Origin of the sequence: Micromonospora humi (assembly GCF_900090105.1) — a bacterium.
In the GTDB taxonomy this organism is placed as follows: Bacteria; Actinomycetota; Actinomycetes; order Mycobacteriales; family Micromonosporaceae; genus Micromonospora; species Micromonospora humi.
This window is the reverse complement of the sequence record NZ_FMDM01000002.1, coordinates 177,616-193,532: the sequence shown is the minus strand read 5'-3', so window position 1 is coordinate 193,532 and position 15,917 is coordinate 177,616. Positions and strand designations below refer to the sequence as shown.

Annotated in this window: 13 protein-coding genes and 1 pseudogene; 8 read left to right on the top strand and 6 right to left on the bottom strand. The window is 76.6% G+C overall.

What is annotated here, in order from left to right; translation table 11 throughout:
* Positions 1-56 precede the first annotated feature (56 nt).
* A complete protein-coding gene (locus tag GA0070213_RS03980) occupies positions 57-3,188 on the bottom strand; it encodes an ATP-binding protein (protein WP_091058513.1) in 3,132 nt (1,043 codons plus the stop codon).
* Here GA0070213_RS03980 and lnt point away from each other — a divergent pair.
* The 3 genes and pseudogenes from lnt (at position 3,187) to GA0070213_RS03965 (ending at position 6,326) form a co-directional block, all read left to right on the top strand.
* Positions 3,187-4,931 (top strand): annotated as a pseudogene (gene lnt, locus GA0070213_RS03975) (apolipoprotein N-acyltransferase). The gene GA0070213_RS03980 and the pseudogene lnt sit on opposite strands and share 2 nt — an antisense overlap.
* A 23-nt stretch (positions 4,932-4,954) precedes the next feature.
* Positions 4,955-5,731, top strand: coding sequence for a polyprenol monophosphomannose synthase (locus GA0070213_RS03970; protein ID WP_091057327.1), 777 nt, complete (start codon positions 4,955-4,957; stop codon positions 5,729-5,731).
* Between the two features lie 55 nt (positions 5,732-5,786).
* Entirely contained in the window at positions 5,787-6,326 is a 540-nt protein-coding gene (locus GA0070213_RS03965) for an FxsA family protein (protein WP_245716248.1), read from the top strand.
* Between the two features lie 69 nt (positions 6,327-6,395).
* On the opposite strand, the gene GA0070213_RS03960 is transcribed toward GA0070213_RS03965, so the two are convergent.
* Positions 6,396-6,737, bottom strand: a complete 342-nt coding sequence (locus GA0070213_RS03960) for an RNA polymerase-binding protein RbpA (protein ID WP_046564157.1) — start codon at positions 6,735-6,737, stop codon at positions 6,396-6,398.
* A gap of 197 nt (positions 6,738-6,934) precedes the next feature.
* Between GA0070213_RS03960 and GA0070213_RS03955 the strand changes: the two genes are divergently transcribed.
* Positions 6,935-8,416 (top strand): peptide MFS transporter, encoded by a 1,482-nt coding sequence (locus GA0070213_RS03955; RefSeq protein ID WP_091058509.1) that lies wholly within the window; start codon positions 6,935-6,937, stop codon positions 8,414-8,416.
* A 9-nt stretch (positions 8,417-8,425) separates the two neighbouring features.
* Here the strand turns inward: GA0070213_RS03955 and GA0070213_RS03950 are convergent, their stop codons facing one another.
* Genes GA0070213_RS03950 through GA0070213_RS03940 form a run of 3 tightly spaced genes read right to left on the bottom strand, consistent with a single transcriptional unit; the run spans position 8,426 to position 11,580 of the window.
* Positions 8,426-9,013 carry a pyridoxamine 5'-phosphate oxidase family protein gene (locus GA0070213_RS03950; RefSeq protein WP_091057323.1) on the bottom strand — a complete coding sequence of 196 codons (588 nt, stop codon included), beginning with the start codon at positions 9,011-9,013 and terminating at the stop codon, positions 8,426-8,428.
* A 59-nt stretch (positions 9,014-9,072) separates the two neighbouring features.
* On the bottom strand, positions 9,073-10,224 hold the full coding sequence (locus GA0070213_RS03945) for a hypothetical protein (RefSeq protein WP_091057320.1): 1,152 nt from the start codon (positions 10,222-10,224) through the stop codon (positions 9,073-9,075).
* A 12-nt stretch (positions 10,225-10,236) separates the two neighbouring features.
* Positions 10,237-11,580 carry an MFS transporter gene (locus GA0070213_RS03940; RefSeq protein WP_091057315.1) on the bottom strand — a complete coding sequence of 448 codons (1,344 nt, stop codon included), beginning with the start codon at positions 11,578-11,580 and terminating at the stop codon, positions 10,237-10,239.
* Positions 11,581-11,629: 49 nt separating this feature from the next.
* On the opposite strand from GA0070213_RS03940, the gene GA0070213_RS03935 reads away from it, so the two are divergent.
* Positions 11,630-12,277, top strand: a complete 648-nt coding sequence (locus GA0070213_RS03935; RefSeq protein WP_245716247.1) for a TetR/AcrR family transcriptional regulator — start codon at positions 11,630-11,632, stop codon at positions 12,275-12,277.
* 16 nt (positions 12,278-12,293) lie between these two features.
* Here the strand turns inward: GA0070213_RS03935 and GA0070213_RS03930 are convergent, their stop codons facing one another.
* A complete protein-coding gene (locus GA0070213_RS03930) occupies positions 12,294-12,665 on the bottom strand; it encodes a MerR family transcriptional regulator (RefSeq protein ID WP_091057312.1) in 372 nt (123 codons plus the stop codon).
* A 106-nt stretch (positions 12,666-12,771) separates the two neighbouring features.
* Between GA0070213_RS03930 and GA0070213_RS03925 the strand changes: the two genes are divergently transcribed.
* The 3 genes from GA0070213_RS03925 to GA0070213_RS03915 all read left to right on the top strand — a co-directional run bounded on the left by GA0070213_RS03925 (position 12,772) and on the right by GA0070213_RS03915 (position 15,914).
* On the top strand, positions 12,772-13,707 hold the full coding sequence (locus tag GA0070213_RS03925) for an alpha/beta hydrolase family protein (RefSeq protein WP_091057308.1): 936 nt from the start codon (positions 12,772-12,774) through the stop codon (positions 13,705-13,707).
* A 75-nt stretch (positions 13,708-13,782) separates the two neighbouring features.
* On the top strand, positions 13,783-15,093 hold the full coding sequence (locus tag GA0070213_RS03920) for a flavin-containing monooxygenase (protein ID WP_091057305.1): 1,311 nt from the start codon (positions 13,783-13,785) through the stop codon (positions 15,091-15,093).
* Entirely contained in the window at positions 15,090-15,914 is an 825-nt protein-coding gene (locus tag GA0070213_RS03915; protein ID WP_091057302.1) for an SDR family NAD(P)-dependent oxidoreductase, read from the top strand. The genes GA0070213_RS03920 and GA0070213_RS03915 overlap by 4 nt, the downstream gene beginning before the upstream one ends.
* Positions 15,915-15,917 lie beyond the last annotated feature (3 nt).

The following is a 15,917-nucleotide window of genomic DNA, read 5'->3' as shown; positions in this document are numbered from 1 at the left end:
ACCGCCACCGCTGACCGACCACGCACCGCCGGCTGACCGGCACCGGGAGGCCGCGGTCAGCCGGCGTTCAGCAGCGCCACCGCCCGCGGGCGGGTCAGGCCCGCGCCGCGGCTGAACGCCGCCGCGAACGCCGCCGCGCCCAGGTGCGCGCGCAGCGCGTCGGCGACCGGCGCGCGCCCCGGCGCGTCGGCCGCGCCGGTGCCGGCCAGCAGCGCCGAGGTCGCACCCAGCAGCCGCGCGGCCCGTTCGTGCCCGCCGGCGTCCAGCAGCGGCCGCAGCAGCCCGTCCACCGCGGCGAGCACCGTCGGGACGTCCCACACCCCGACGGTCGCGGTGAGGACCCGCAGGTAGTGGGCGCGGGCCGCCGCCGCGTCGCCGGCGGCGGCGGCGAGCCGACCGAGCGTCACCTGCGCCGCCAACCGGACCATCTCCGCGCCGAACCAGCCCGACGGGCACCGCGTGAGGGCCCGCTCGCACAGCGCCCGGGCGCGGTCCGTGTCGCCGTCGCGGCGGGCGATCTCCCCGAGCCCCAGGTCGGCGGCGGCGACCAGCTCCGGCGCGCCGGCCGGCCCGGCGATGCGGCGCACCCGCCGGTAGTCGTCGCCCGCCCCGGCCAGGTCGCCGACGAGCAGCCGCCCGTCGGCGCGGGTGCGCAGCAGCTCCGCCAGGTCGAGGGTGGAGCCGAGTTGCTCGGCCAGGCGCAACGCCTCCGCCATCGGCGCGGCAGCGGTGTCGGCGTCACCCTCCCGGTAGGCGGTCTCGGCGAGGGTGCTCAGTGCCAGGATCATGCCCCACCGTTCACCCAGTGCCCGGAACCCGGCGAGCGCGTCGGTCAGGTCGGCGCGGGCCCGTTCATGCCGGCCGTGCAGCAGGTGCACGGTCGCGGTGCCGAGCGCGCCCAGCGCCCGGCTCCACGGGTCGGCGCCGAGCAGCCACTCCCGGCCGGCCCGGTCGGTCAGCAGGGCCAGCCGGTGCGGCGGCGGCGGGCCGCTGGCCATTCCGGACAGGTAGAGCAGGAACGGGTGTCGGGGCGGCCGGTCGCGGTCCCAGAGGATCCGCCCGGCGGTGGCGACCGCCGAGGCGTCGCCGGCGCCCGCGAGGGTGGCGACCAGCAGGCACATCGCGTATTCCTCGTCGAGGTCGGCCGGCGCCCCGTCGAGCCGGTCGACCAGCCGGGCGGCCAGCGCGGCGCCCTCGCCGCGCAGCCCTCGCAGCCACCAGTAGAACGCCGACGCCGCCACCAGCCGCAACGCGGTGGCGGTGTCACCGTCGTCCACCGCCCGGCGCAGCGCCGCGTGCAGGTCGTCGCGGGCGGCGTCCAACCGCCGCAGCCACCGGTCCTGGCCGACACCGCGCAGGCCGGCGTCGCCGGCGCGGGCCAGGTCCAGGAAGTACGCGGTGTGCGCCGCCCGCACCCGCGCGGCGTCACCGGCGTCGTGCAGCCGCGCTACCGCGTACGCGCGGATCGTCTCCAACATCCGGAACCGCCCGCCGGCGGCCTCCACCAGCGACTTGTCCACCAGCCCGGTCAGCGCGTCGGTCACGTCGTCGTCCGCCGGGGCGCACACGGCCTGCACCGCCGCCAGGTCGACGGCGCCGGCGAACACACCCATGCGGGCGGCCAGGCGCCGCTGCGGGGCGTCCAGCAGCTCCCAGCTCCAGCCCACCACCGCCTCCAGCGTCCGGTGCCGGGCCGGCGCCGCGCGGTCGCCGCGGCTGAGCAACCGGAACCGGTCGTGCAGGCGCGCGGCGACCTCCGCCACGGGCAGCGCGCGCAGCCGCGCCGCCGCCAACTCCAGTGCCAGCGGCAGACCGTCGAGGGTGCGGCAGATCCGCAGCACCGCCGCCACCGTGTCGGCGTCCAGGGTGAAGCCCGGCGCGACGTCGACGGCCCGCTCGGTGAACAGCCGCACCCCGGCGTAGCCGGTGGCCGCCGCCGGTGGCACCGGGCCGGCCGGCACCGGCAGCCCGCCCACCGGGCAGCACGCCTCGCCGGTGAGGCCCAGCGGCTCCCGGCTGGTGGCCAGCACCCGCAGGCCCGGGGCGGCGGACAGCAGCCGGGCGGTCAACCGGGCGGCGTCGTCGACGACGTGCTCGCAGTTGTCCAGCACCAGCAGCAGCCGCCGGTCGGTCAACGCCGCCACCAGCCGGTCGGTGAGGTCCCGGGGGCGGCCCGCGGCGCGCAGCCCCGAATCCCGCAGGTCCAGCGCGGCCAGCACCGCCGGCGCGACGGCCGACCCGGGTGGCACCGACGCCAGCTCCACCAGGCACACCGGGGTGTCGTGGCGGCTCGCGGCGGCGACGGCCAGGCGGGTCTTGCCGGCGCCGCCCGGGCCGAGCAGGGTGACCAGCCGCGCCGAGGCGAGCAGCGCACCCACTCGGGCCAGCTCCCGGTCCCGGCCCACGAAACTGGTCAGCGGCGTCGGCAGGCGCGCGACACCGGAGGGTGGGGCGGCGTCGTCGCGCAGCAGCGTGGTGTGCAGCGCGACCAGCTGCGCCGACGGGTCGGCGCCCAACTCCTCGGCGAGGACCTCCCGCGCCCGGGCGAACACCGCCAACGCCTCGGCACGGTCACCGGCGCCGTGCAACGCGCGCATCAACTGCCCGTGCAGCCGCTCCCGCAGCGGGTGCGCGGCCACCAGCGCCCGCAGCTCCGCCACCAGCGGCGCGCCGGGCGGCCCCGACGCCAGCTCCGCCTCGACGCGGTCCTCCACCGCGGCCAGGCGCAGCTGGCGCAGCCTGGCCGCCTCGACGGCGGCGAACGGCGCGGCGGCCACGTCGGCCAGCGGCTCGCCGCGCCACAGGCCCAGCGCCTCGCGCAGCAGCCTGGCCCCGTCCGCCGGGTCACCGGCGGCCAGCGCGGCCCGCCCGGCCCCGGCCAGCGCGGTGAACCGGTGCACGTCGACGCGCTGCGGATCCACGTCGAGGCGGTAGCCGGCCGGCCCGAATTCGATGTGCGCCGCGGGCAGCAGCCGGCGCAGCCGCGACACCTGAGACTGCAGGGCGTTCGCCGCCCCCTGCGGCGGCCGGGCGCCGTAGACGCCGTCGACGAGCCGTTGCGGCGACACCGTGCGTCCCGCGTCGAGCAGCAGCAGCACCAGCAGCGCGCGTAGCCGCCCGCCACCCACCGGCAGTGCGGTGCCGTCGGCGGCGTACGCCTGGGTGGGACCGAGGACACCGAAGTGCATGCGCCCGATTCTCGCCCCCGCCGGGTACGCCCGGCCGCCCGGCCCCGGCCGGTGGCGTCCGTGGCCCGGCGCACACCGGCGAGGCCGGTCGACGTCGCGGCCGGGTAGCCTTCGGCCCGTGATCGTGGTGAGGTGCCGGTGACGACGCTCGAGCAGGACCAGCCGCGTGCCGCCGACGGGGCAGGCCCGCACGCCGGTGGGCGCGCGTTGCCGCTGACGGTGGCCGTGCCGGCGGCCGTAGCGGCCGGGTTGGCGCTGCTGGCGGCGTTCCCGCCGTACGGTTTGTGGCCGCTCGCGCCGGTCGGGGTGGCGTTGCTGGCTGCCGCGGCGCACCGGCGGCGGTTGCGCGCCGGGACCGGGCTGGGGTTCCTGGCCGGGGTGGCGCTGTTCGCGCCGCTGCTGGAGTGGACGAACCTGCACACCGGCTGGTTGCCGTGGGCGCTGCTGTCGCTGCTGCAGGCCGGCTATCTGGCGCTGCTCGGCGCCGCCACCGCCTGGGTGTCGCCGCTGGTCGACCGGTGGCGGGCGGCGTGGCCGCTGCTGACCGGTGTGCTGTGGGTGGGGCAGGAGGCGCTGCGCGACCGCACCCCGTTCGGCGGGTTCCCGTGGGGGCGGCTGGCGTTCAGCCAGGACACGTCGCCGCTGCTGCGCCTCGCCGCGCTCGGCGGCGCGCCGCTGGTCACGTTCGCCGTCGCGCTCGCCGGTGGGATTGTGCTCACCGCCGCCTGGCGGGACTGGCGCCGGCCGGCCGGGCAGTGGCGGCCGATCGCCGGGCTGGCCGCCGCCGGAGCGCTGCTGCTCGCCGCCGGGCCGGCCGTCCCGGCGGGGGTACGCGGCGCCGGCGACACCGTCACCGTGGCGATCGTGCAGGGCAACGTGCCGCGCCTCGGCCTGGACTTCAACGCCCAGCGTCAGGCGGTGCTCAACAACCACGTCGACGCCACCCTGGAACTGGCCGAACGGGTCACCCGGGGCGCGCAGGAACGCCCCGACCTGGTGGTGTGGCCGGAGAACTCCAGCGACATCGACCCGCTGCGCAACCCCGGCGCCGGCTACCGCATCTCCCAGGCCGCCGACGCGATCGGCGCGCCGATCCTCGTCGGCGCGGTGCTGCTCGGCCCCGGCCAGGGGCAGGTCCGCAACGCCGGCCTGCTGTGGCGCCCCGGCAGCGGCGCCGACCTGAGCCAGGTCTACACCAAGCGGCACCCGGTGCCGTTCGCCGAGTACGTGCCGCTGCGCTCCATCGCCCGCAAGGTCAGCGCCGAGGTCGACCGGGTCCGCTCCGACTTCGTCCCCGGGGACCGCCCCGGCGTGCTGGACGCCGGCGCGGCCACCCTCGGCGACGTGATCTGCTTCGAGGTCGCCTACGACGGCATCGTCCGCGACACCGTCACCGGCGGCGCGCAGCTGCTGGTGGTGCAGACCAACAACGCCACCTTCGACGTGGCCGAGGCCCGCCAGCAGTTGGCCATGGTGCGGCTGCGCGCCGTCGAGCACGGCCGCGCGGCGTTGATGTCCTCCACGGTCGGGGTGTCCGGGTTCGTTTCCCCCGACGGGCGGGTAGACGGTGCCACCGGGTTCAACACCGCCGAGACGGTGGTGCGGCAGATGCGACTCGGTGACGGGCGTACCCCGGCCACGACGGTCGGGGTGTGGCCGGAGGTGGCGCTCGCGGCCCTCGCGGTCGCGGCCCTGGCCGGCTCGGCCGTGGCACGCCGCCGCCGGGAGGTCACGCCCGGCTGAGGCGACGGAAGGGCGGTGCGACGGTGGGTGCGGCAGCCGGCCATCCCGGGGTGGGGCGGGTCCTCGTGGTCATCCCCACCTACAACGAGGCGGACAACGTGCGCCACGTCGTGGCCCGGGTCCGCGCCGCGGCGCCCGCGGTGGACGTGCTCGTCGCCGACGACAACAGCCCCGACGGCACCGGCGGCATCGCCGACGCGCTGGCCGGCGTCGACACGCAGGTGCACGTGCTGCACCGCCCGGGCAAGGACGGCCTGGGCGCGGCGTACCTGGCCGGGTTCGCGTGGGCGCGTGAGCGCGGCTACGACGCGGTGGTGGAGATGGACGCCGACGGTTCGCACGCCCCGGAGGACCTGCCGGCGCTGCTGCACGCCGCCCGCGACGCCGACGTGGTGATCGGCTCGCGGTGGACGCGCGGCGCGCGGGTGCTGAACTGGCCGTGGCGGCGGCTGCTGCTGTCGCGGGTGGGCAACCTGTACGCGCGGGTGGCGTTGGGCATGCCGGTCAGCGACGCCACCGGCGGCTACCGGGTGTACCGGTCGGCGGCGTTGGACGCCATCGACCTGGGTTCGGTGCGGTCGCAGGGCTACGCGTTCCAGGTGGAGCTGTCGCGGTTGGCGCACCGGGCCGGGGTGCGCATCGTCGAGGTGCCGATCACGTTCGCCGAACGGGAGCACGGTGACAGCAAGATGAGCCCGCTGATCGTGGCGGAGGCGCTGTGGCGGGTCACCCGGTGGGGGGTGCGGGACCGCCGGGCGGCGGTGCGGGGTCGGCCGCGGGCGTTGGCCCGGTGGCCGTGAGCGCGGTCGTGTCATGCTGGAGGGGCGTGAGGACACACCGGGCGGATGGGGTGAGATGCGCCGAGGACTCAGATTCGTACCACCGGCTCTGCTGCTGTTGACGCTGCTGGAGCTGGCCGTTTTCGTGCTGGTCGGGCGGGCCGTCGGGTTCGGCGCGGCGCTGCTGCTGGTGTTCGCCGCGTCGCTGCTGGGGCTGGTGCTGCTGCGCCGCGAGGGGATGCGGGCGTGGCGCGGGTTCCGGGCCGCCGCGCAGGCCGGCCAGCCGCCGGGTGCGCAGGTCACCGACGGTCTGGTCGGGTTGGCCGGTGCGCTGCTGCTGGCGCTGCCCGGCCTGGTCAGCGGTGTGGTGGGCCTGCTGCTGCTGGTGCCGCCGCTGCGCCGCCTCGCTGGCGGCGGGGTGCGCCGGGCCACCGAGCGGCGGGTGTCGTCGATGGTCGCCGGTGACCTGTTCGGTCCGCGCCGGGTGCGGGTCTATCCCGGCGCGCCGCAACCGGCGCCCACCACCCCCACCACCCCCACCAACACCGTGCAGCCGCCGGCCGGGCCGCAGCAGCAGCCCGGCCCGGCGATCGAAGGGGAGATCGTGGACCGCTGAGGCGGAACCGCCCAGACGTGACGAAGCGCCCCCGGGATGATCCAGGGGGCGCTTCGACGCATCAGGTGCTCAGGCGCGACCGCGGCGGGTGCGGACCTCCTGCAGCCGCTCGGCGAGGATGTCCTCCAGCTCGGCGATCGAACGCCGCTCCAGCAGCATGTCCCAGTGGGTGCGCGGCGGCTTGGCCTTCTTCTGCTCCGGCTCGCTGCCGTCGACCAGCCGGGCGACGCTGCCGTCGAACTTGCACTCCCAGGTCGTGGGGACCTCGGCGTCGACGGCGAACGGCACCTCGAACTGGTGGCCCTTGGCGCACAGGTACTCGCGGGTCTGACGCGGCGCGAGCTCCGTGTTGCGGTCGGATTCGTAGCTGACCGCGCCCAGCCGGCTACCGCGCAGCATACGCTCGCCCATGATCGACTTCCCCTCGTTCGTGGTGCTGGTCCTCAGGTGTAACGGCCGGTCACCGTCCGCCCATTCCCCACCCACGCCGGCCGGGCCGTACGCGGGTCGGGAAGCTCAAGGGTAACCGGCCGCGACAGCCGACCGAATCGGTGGAGTGTTTCGCCCGTCACCGGGGATGTTACCCACCACGCGTGCCGGAGGTGACGATGAGCAGTGACGCGCCGGTCGGGGCCCGACCGCCCGCAGGGAAGACGTTCTTCGGTCACCCGCGGGCGCTGTCCACCCTCTTCCTCACCGAGATGTGGGAGCGGTTCAGCTTCTACGGCATGCGGGCCATCCTGGTGCTGTACCTGACCGCGGCGGTCGCCGACGGCGGCCTCGGCATCGGCGAGTCCACCGCCAACGCCGTCTACGGCACCTACAACGCCATGGTCTACCTGATGGCGCTGCCCGGCGGCTGGGTCGCCGACCGGCTGATCGGGGCGCGGCGCAGCGTGCTGTGGGGCGGCGTGGTCATCGCCGCCGGGCACTACGTGATGGCGATCCCCACCGGGTGGAGCGTGTTCGCCGGCATGACGCTGATCGTGCTCGGCACCGGCCTGCTCAAACCCAACATCTCCACCATGGTCGGCGACCTGTACGAGCGGGACTCGCCGCGCCGCGACGCCGGGTTCTCCATCTTCTACATGGGCATCAACCTGGGCGCGTTCATCGCCCCGCTGATCACCGGCTTCCTCGGCGAGAAGATCAACTGGCATCTGGGGTTCGGCGCGGCCGCCGTCGGCATGACCTTCGGCGTGCTGCAGTACGTGGCCGGGCGGCGCAACCTCGGCGACGCCGGCGCCCGCCCGGCCGACCCGCTGCTGGGCGCCGACCGCCGCCGGGCGTTGACCCGCGCCGGCATCGCCGTCGGCGTGCTGCTGCTGGCGCTGCTCGTGCTCCTGGTGGCCGGCTGGTTCACCGTCGACACGGTGGTCAACCTGCTCGCCGTGCTCACCGTGCTGGTGACCGTCGGCTACTTCACGCGGATCCTCACCGACCGGGAGATCAGCGACACCGAACGCAGCCGGATGAAGGCGTACGTGTGGTTGTTCGTCTTCGCCGCCGCGTTCTGGCTGATCTACGACCAGGCCGGGTCGGTGCTGAACATCTTCGCCGCCGACCGCACCGACCGGAACGTGGGCGGGTTCACCTTCCCGGCGTCCTGGCTGCAGTCGGTCAACCCGATCCTGATCATCATCGGCGCGCCGCTGGCCGCGTGGCTGTGGCTCAAACTCGGCCACCGGGTGTCCACGCCGACGAAGTTCGCCGTCGGCCTGGTGCTCAACGGCCTGTCGTTCGTGCTGATGGCCGCCGCGGCGCGCGCCGCCGTCGGCGGCGACCTGGTCTCACCGTGGTGGCTCGTCGCGGTCTACGCGATCCAGGTCGCCGGCGAGCTGTCGCTGAGCCCGGTGGGCCTGTCCGCCACCACGAAACTCGCCCCGGTGAAGTACGCCAGCCAGATGCTCGGCCTGTGGTTCCTCGCCACCGCCGTCGGCGACGCGATCGGTGGCCAGGTGGCCCGGCTGGCGCAGAGCTGGTCGCAGTCGACCTATTTCCTCACCTTCGGGCTGGCGTCGGTGGTGCTGGGCCTGGCGGCGGTGATGTTCACCCGCCAGATCCGCGGCCTGATGGCCGGCATCCACTGACCGGTGGGCTCAGCGCGCCGGCGTGGGAGGCAGCGGCAACGGCAGGCCGGGCAGCCCGTCGATGCTGCGCGCGACGTGCTCCTTGCCGGCGAAGTAGGCCGACAGCGACGTGTCGTCCTCCCGGGCGAAACGACGCCCGTGCAGGTCGCGATCGGCGTCGTAGCTCATCAGCGGCACCGCGTAGCCGCAGGTGTCGCGGACCAGCTGGGCGCGCACCACGATCACCGCCCGCAACCCGTGCGGCGTCGGGTCGACGTCGAAGTGTCGCAGCAGGTCGGGCCAGCGCGGATCGTCGCGGAACACCGGCTCACCGCGCCCGTGCACCCGCACGATGTTCGGCGGGCCGTCGAACGCGCACCACATCAGCGTGACCCGGCCGTTCTCCCGCAGGTGGGCGATGGTCTCGGCGTTGCTGCCGGCGAAGTCGAGGTAGGCCACGGTGTGCTCGTCGAGCACCGCCAGCGTGCCCCGCAGGCCCTTGGGGGACAGGTTGACCGTGCCGTCGCCGGCAAGCGGGGCGGTGGCCACGAAGAACATCGGCTGCGCCTCGATGAACTCCCGCAGCCGGCCGTCGATGCGCTCGTACGTCTTTCCCATGCCGTCGATCCTCGCCCGGCACGCCGACGTCGCGCTGCCCCGTCCCGGTCCGTGGCCGCTCAGCCGGCGCGCGACCCGAGCGACGCCAACGCGCCCGCCAGGTCGCTGACCTGGTCGGCGAGCTGCCCGGCGCGGCGCGTCGCGGCATCCCGGTCGGTCTCGGCGGCGGCCAGGCGCGCCGCCAGGTCGCTCCCGCGCGCCTGCGCCGCGGCGGCGGCACGCCGGGCCTCGGCCAGCTCGCCGCGCAACGCCTCCCGCTCGGCGGCCCGGGCCGCCACCGCCTCGGTTGCCTCGGCGCGGGCCGCGTCGGCCGCCGCCACCGCGTCGACGCGGGCGGCCTCGGCGCGGTCACGCTCCGCGGCGGCCTGCCGGGCGGCGGCGGCCTCGGCGGCGGAGTGTTCGGCGGCGGCCTGCGCCGCGCGGCGGTCCTCGGCGGCCTGCGCCCGGGCGGCCTGCGCGTCGGCGCGGGCCTCGTCGGCCTCGGCGCGCAGGCGGTGCGCCCGGTCCAAGGCCTCGGCGGCGGAGCGGGTGGCGCGTTCGGCGTCGGCGCGCGCGGCGTCGCGTTCGGCGGTCAACTCGGCGACCCGCTGCCGCTCGGCGTCGCGTTCGGCGCGCACGGCGCGCAGCTCGACGCGCGCGGCGTCGCGGTCACGTTCGGCCTGCACCCGCAACGCCTGGGCGGCGCCCGCCTCGGCACGGGCGGCGTCGCGGGTGGTCTCGGCGGCGGCGGCCCGTTCGGCGGCTGTGGCGGCCGCCGCGTGCGCCCGCTCGGCCCGCTGACCGGCGGTGTCGCGCTCGGCCAGCGCGGCGCGGGTTGCGTGCCGGTCGCGGGCGGCCGCGGCGGCGGCGTCCTCGGCGTCGCGGCGGGCCTCGTCGCGCTCGGCGTGCGCGGCGGCGACCTGCGCGGCCGTCTCGGCGCGCAGCTCGGCGAGCTGTCGTTCCACACCGGCCGGGGACAGCTCGGCGTGCAGCGCCTCGGTGAGCGTCTCCACCACCTGGTCGAGCCGGTCCACCGCCTCCCAGGTCCGCGCCACCTGCCCGGGCAGGCCGGGGGAGTTGCGGTGGCGCATCCGCGAGTTGCGGGCGGCCCGCTGGCAGGCGCCGTCGTTGTCCCGGCAGTAGCGGAACGGGCGGCCGGCGCCGGCGCGCTGCGGCACCTCCCGGCCACAGTGGGCGCAGGGGCGGGTCTCGGTGGCGGGCTCGGCGTCCATCGGGGGCGAAGTCTAGTGCTCGTCGCGGGCGGCGCCGTCCAGGGTGTAGCGGCGCTGCACCAGCAGCGCGAGCACCATCACGGCGGCCGGCAGCAGGCCGAAGCCGTAGCGCAGCGCCGCGAGGGCGCCCGGCGACTGCACCACCGTCTGCCCGGCGCCCGACGCCACGAACCCGCCGGCGGCCAGACACAACGCGTACGCGTAGGGGCCCAGCGCGGCGCCGGTGGCCTCGGTGGCGGTCCACACCCCGGTGTAGGTGCCGGCCCGTGGCGCGCCGGCGGCGCGGATCACGTCGGGCAGCATCGAGAACGGCAGCAGCTGCATGCCGGCGAACGCCACGCCGAGCACCGCCACCGCGGCGACCAGCACCGGCAGCCCGGCCGGCCGGCCGATCGCCAGCACCAGCGACCCGGCGGCGAACGCGGCCTGCGCGCCGAGCAGGGCCCGCTGCTTGCCGACGCGCCGGGCCAGCACCAGCCACCCGGGGGTGACCAGCAGCGCCGGGGCGACGAACGCGGCGACCAGCACCGTGGTCAGCCCGGCGCGGCCCAGCTCGTACTCGGCGTAGTAGGGCACCCCGGCCAGCACCAGGTGAGTGGTGGTCGACATGGCCAGGTACGCCCCGGCGAGGCGGCGGAACTGCCGGTCGCGCAGGCTCGCCGCCAGCGCCCGCCACCCGCCCGCACCGTGCCCGGCCGCCGGGGCGGGCGCCGCGCGGCGCAGCCGGCCGATTCCGGCCACCCCGACCGCCATCGCGGCGAGCATCCCGGCGGCCAGCAGCACCGCCATCCGCAGGTAGCCGGCCCGGGTGGCGTCGTCGCCGCCGGCCAGCAGCGGCGCGAGCAGCCCGGAGACCAGGATGCCGAGGGTCAGCACCACCATCCGGAAGGCCATCAGCCGGGTCCGCTCGTGGTAGCCGATCCGCAGGTCCGCCGGCGTCGCCAGGTAGGGCACCTGGTAGGCGGCGAACAACAGGTTGCCGGCCACGAAGAACACCGCCACCCAGGCCGCCGCGCCCGCCCCGGTCAGGCCGCCGGGCACCGCGAACAACGCGGCGAACGCCGGCGGCAACGCGCAGCCGGCAAGCAGCAGCCGCCGCCGGTGGCCCCGGCGGGCCTGCTCGACGTCGCAGCGGTGCCCGATCCACGGGTGCAGCAGCACGTCGGCGACCTTCGGCAGCAGCAGGGTCAGCCCGGCCAGCCACGGCGCGACGGCGAGCACGTCGGTGAGGAAGTAGAGCAGCAGCAGGCCGGGCACGGTGACCCAGACGCCCATGCCCAGCGAGCCGGCGGCGAACCCGACCAGCGGGCCACGCGGCAGGGCGACGGCCTCGCGTCGCGGCGCCACAGCGGTCATCGCCACTCCAATCCAACGGTTGCTGGATTGTAGGGGGAACAATGGCCGGATGACCATGCCCCGCCGCCGACCGGGTCGGCCCCGCCGCGACGACCAGCGACCGACCCGCGACCTGGTGCTCGCCGCCGCCACCGCGCTCTTCGCCGAGCGGGGCTTCGACGCGGTGAGCGTGCGGGACGTCGCCGCCGCGGCCGGCGTGGACGTGGCGACCGTCGCGCACCACACCGGCGCCAAGGCGCAGCTCTACGACGCCTGTTTCGCCCGGGTGTTCAGCGCCGAACGGCAGGCCCTGGAGGCCGCCGGGGAACGCGCGCGCGCCGCCCTGGCGGCCGGGCCGGCCGACGCGCTGCGCGCCCTGCACGACCTGGTCGACGTGTTCGTCGACTTCCTGGAGGACCGGCCGGAGACCACCGCGCTGTGGCTGCGCCGCTGGTTGGAGCCGCAGCGCCACGCCGAACTGGACCAGCGGTACGCCGCCCCGCTGTACGCGCTGGTCGAGGGGCTGCTCGCCGCCGCCGCCGACGCCGGGGCGCTCGTCGAGCCGGCGCCGCACGTCACCGTGCGCAGCCTGGTCTGGGCGGTGCACGGGCACGTGGTGGCGCTGGCCGCGCGCACCGGCTCGGCGGCCCGCGAGCGGCGGGAGTTCCGCGCGTTCGTGCACCGGCTGCTCGACGGGCTCTACCCGCCCTCGCGGTAGCCCGACGCGCGGTGGGTCACGTCGTGCCGCCCTGCCGCCCGGTGCGCATGTTGGCGGTGGCGGCGGTGATGACCCGGTCCAGCCTCTCGTGGGTGTCGGTGAGGTCGGCGATCCGGCGCTCGACGCGGTCCCGTTCGGCCGCGAGTCGCTCCAGCAGTTGCGGGGTGGCCCGGCCGTCCACCACGCACGGCAGCAGGTCCACGATGGACCGGCTGGACAGGCCGGCGGCGTACAACTGCTGGATGAGCCGGACCCGCTCGACCGCGTCGTCGGGGTAGTGGCGCTGCCCGCTCGCGCTGCGGGTGGAGTCGAGCAGCTCCTGCTGCTCGTAGTAGCGCAGGGCCCGAACGCTGACGCCGGCCCTGGTGGCGAGCTCGCCGATGCGCATCCCGCTGCCTCCCGGGTGAGTCGGACCACCTGACTTGCCGCTGACGTCAACGTCAGCTCTTAGCGTACCGGGGACAGCTCGCCCGGCTACCGAAGGAAGCCCACCCATGAGCGCATTCGTCCCGTCCGTCCCCGCCGCGCCCGTCGTCTCGGTGCAACCGGTCCTGCTGGCGGCTCCGGGCCGCGGCCTGGACCTGTCGGTGCGGGTCACCGCCCCGGTGACCGGGAGCGGCCTGCCGGTCGTCGTCTTCTCCCACGGTTTCGGTTCGTCGCTTCAGGGCTACGGGCCGCTGGTCGACTTCTGGGCCGCCCACGGGTTCGCGGTGGTGCAGCCGACCCACCTCGACTCGCGCACGGTGGGCCTGGCCGCGGATGATCCCCGCCGGCCGCAGCTCTGGCGCACCCGGGTGCGGGACCTGACGCTCGTGCTCGACCGGCTCGACGTGCTGGAGGCCGCCGTGCCCGGCCTGGCCGGACGCCTCGACCCGGGCCGCGTCGCGGTGGCCGGGCACTCCTTCGGCGGGCAGACGGCGGGCAACCTGCTCGGCCTGCGCGTCCTGGATCCGGTCACCGGGGCCGAGGAGGACCTGTCCGACCCGCGGGTCACCGCCGGGGTGCTGCTGGCCACCGCCGGCGCCGGCGGAGCGGACCTCACGCCGTACGCGGCCGAGCACTTCCCGTTCATGAACCCGAACTTCTCCACCATGACCTCACCGGCCCTCGTGGTCGCCGGGGACCGGGACGACTCCCCGCTGTCGGTGCGGGGACCGGACTGGCTCACCGACCCGTACGTCCTGAGCCCGGGGGAGAAGAGCCTGCTGACGCTGTTCGGCGGCGAACACTCGCTGGGCGGGATCGCCGGCTACGAGGTCCGCGAGACCACCGATGAGCACCCCGATCGCGTCGCGCTGGTCCAGCGGGCCACCTGGGCCTACCTGCGCCACGCGCTCGGCGTCGAGGACGCCGATTGGGCCGCGCTGCGCCGTCGGCTGACGGACGGCTCCGACCCGATGGGGCGGGTCGAGTCCCGCCCGGCGCCCTGAGGCACCACGCGGGCTCTTGACCGCGCGACACCTCGCCGGGGATTATCCAGCGGTCGTTGGATTAAGGGGGCGGGGATGGCAGCACCACCGAGGGTCGCGGTCGTCGGCGCGGGCGCCGCCGGCCTGGCCACGCTCAAGGCGCTCGCCGACGCCGGGGTGCCGGCGGTCGCGTTCGAGACCGCCGGCACGCTCGGCGGGCTCTGGGTCTACGGCTCGCCCGGCTCGCCCGCCTACCGGACACTGCACCTCAACACCAGCAAGGGGCGCACCGAGTTCGCCGACCACCCGATGCCGGCCGACTGGCCCGACTACCCCGACCACACCCGCGTCGCCGGCTACCTCGCCGCCTACGCCGACCGGTTCGCGCTGCGCGAGGCGGTACGGCTGCGGCACACCGTCGACCGGGTCGCCCGCGCCGGCGACCGCTGGCGGGTGCACGCCACCGGCCCCGACGGGCCGGTCCAGGTCGACGTCGAGGCCGTGGTGGTCGCCAACGGGCACAACCGGGTGCCGAACCGACCCGAGCCCTACCCGGGCGAGTGCGCCGCCGCGCAGATGCACAGCCACGACTACCGGGGGCCGGAACAGCTCGCCGGCCGGCGGGTGCTGGTCGTGGGCGGCGGCAACTCGGCCATGGACATCGCCGTCGACGCGTCGCACGCCGCCGACCGGACGCTGCTGTCGCTGCGCCGCGGCGTCTGGGTGGTGCCCAAGTATCTGCTCGGGCGCCCGTCGGACACCCTCAACGGGGCGCTGGCCCGCCGGTTGCCGTGGCGGCTGCGGCAGCGGATCAGCCAGCGGATGCTCACCGCCACCGTCGGACCGCCCACCCGCTACGGCCTACCGGCGCCGGCGCACGGCTTCCTGCAGGACCACCCGACGCTCTCCGACGCGCTGCTGTCCCGGCTCACCCACGGCGACATCCAGCCCCGCCCCGGCATCACCCGCCTCGACGGGCACCGGGTCGAGTTCACCAACGGCCACGCCGACGAGGTCGACCTGGTCATCTGGTGCACCGGCTACCGGGTGCGGGTGCCGTTCCTCGACCCGGGCCTGCTCGGTGACGGCGCCGACCGGCTGCCGCTGTACCGGCACGTGTTCCACCTGGACGCCCCCGGGCTGGCGTTCGTCGGGCTCATGCAGTCCACCGGGGCGGCGTTCCCGCTGCTGGAGGCGCAGGCCCGACTGGTCGCCGCGCGCCTGGCCGGCGACTGGGCGCCACCGGAGCCGGCCCGGCAGGCCGCCGCCTGCGCCGCCGAGCTGCGCGCCGCCACCGCCCGCTGGGGGCACCGCCGCCCGCACATGCGGGTCGACTTCGACGCCTACCTGGCCGAGCTGCACCGGGAGCTGGCCGCCGGCCGGCGGCGCGCCGGAGCGACGCGGTGAGCGCGCTGGCCGGCCGGCGGGTGCTGGTCACCGGCGCGCGCGGCACCTTCGGCCGGCGCCTCGGTGACGCGCTGACCGCCGCCGGCGCGCACGTGGTCGGGCTGGACCTGCACGCCGACCCCGACGGCACACCGCCGGTGCTCGGGGTGGACCTGACCGACCCGGCGGCCACGCCGGCGGCCGTGACCGCCGCCGTCGGCCGGCTCGGCGGGCTGGACCTGCTGGTCAACAACGCCGGCGTCGGCGGGCCCGCGCCGGCCGAGCTGGCCCCCGACGAGGTGGTACGCCGGCAACTGGAGGTGAACCTGCTCGCCGCCTGGCGGACCACGGCCGCGGCGCTGCCCGCCCTGGAGGCCGCCCGCGGCCGGGTGATCTTCGTGGCCAGCCGGATGGCCGTGCTGCCACTGCCGCTGGCCGCCGCGTACGGGGTGAGCAAACGCGCCCTGGTCGCGTACGCCGACGCGCTGCGCCACGAGGTCGGCACGCACGTCGGGGTCAGCGTCGTCTACCCCAGCATGGTCGACTCGCCGATCCACGACAGCACGGTGGCGGCCGGGCTGTCGCTGAGCGGGGTGTCCCGGCCGGAGCCGGTCGACGGGGTGGTGGCGGCGATCCTGCGCACCGCCGCCGCCCGGCGGGCGCCCCGCGACGTGGCCACCACCCGGCGCGGGCGCGTCGAGCTGGCGCTGGCCCGGCACGCGCCGGCGCTGGCCGACCGGCTGGTGCGCCGTACCGTCGCCGGGCGCGTCGCCGCCGGTGACCTGGACCGTGCGGCGCTGGCCGCCGGGATGCTGCGGCGGCACCGCGAGGGCCGGCGGTAGCCT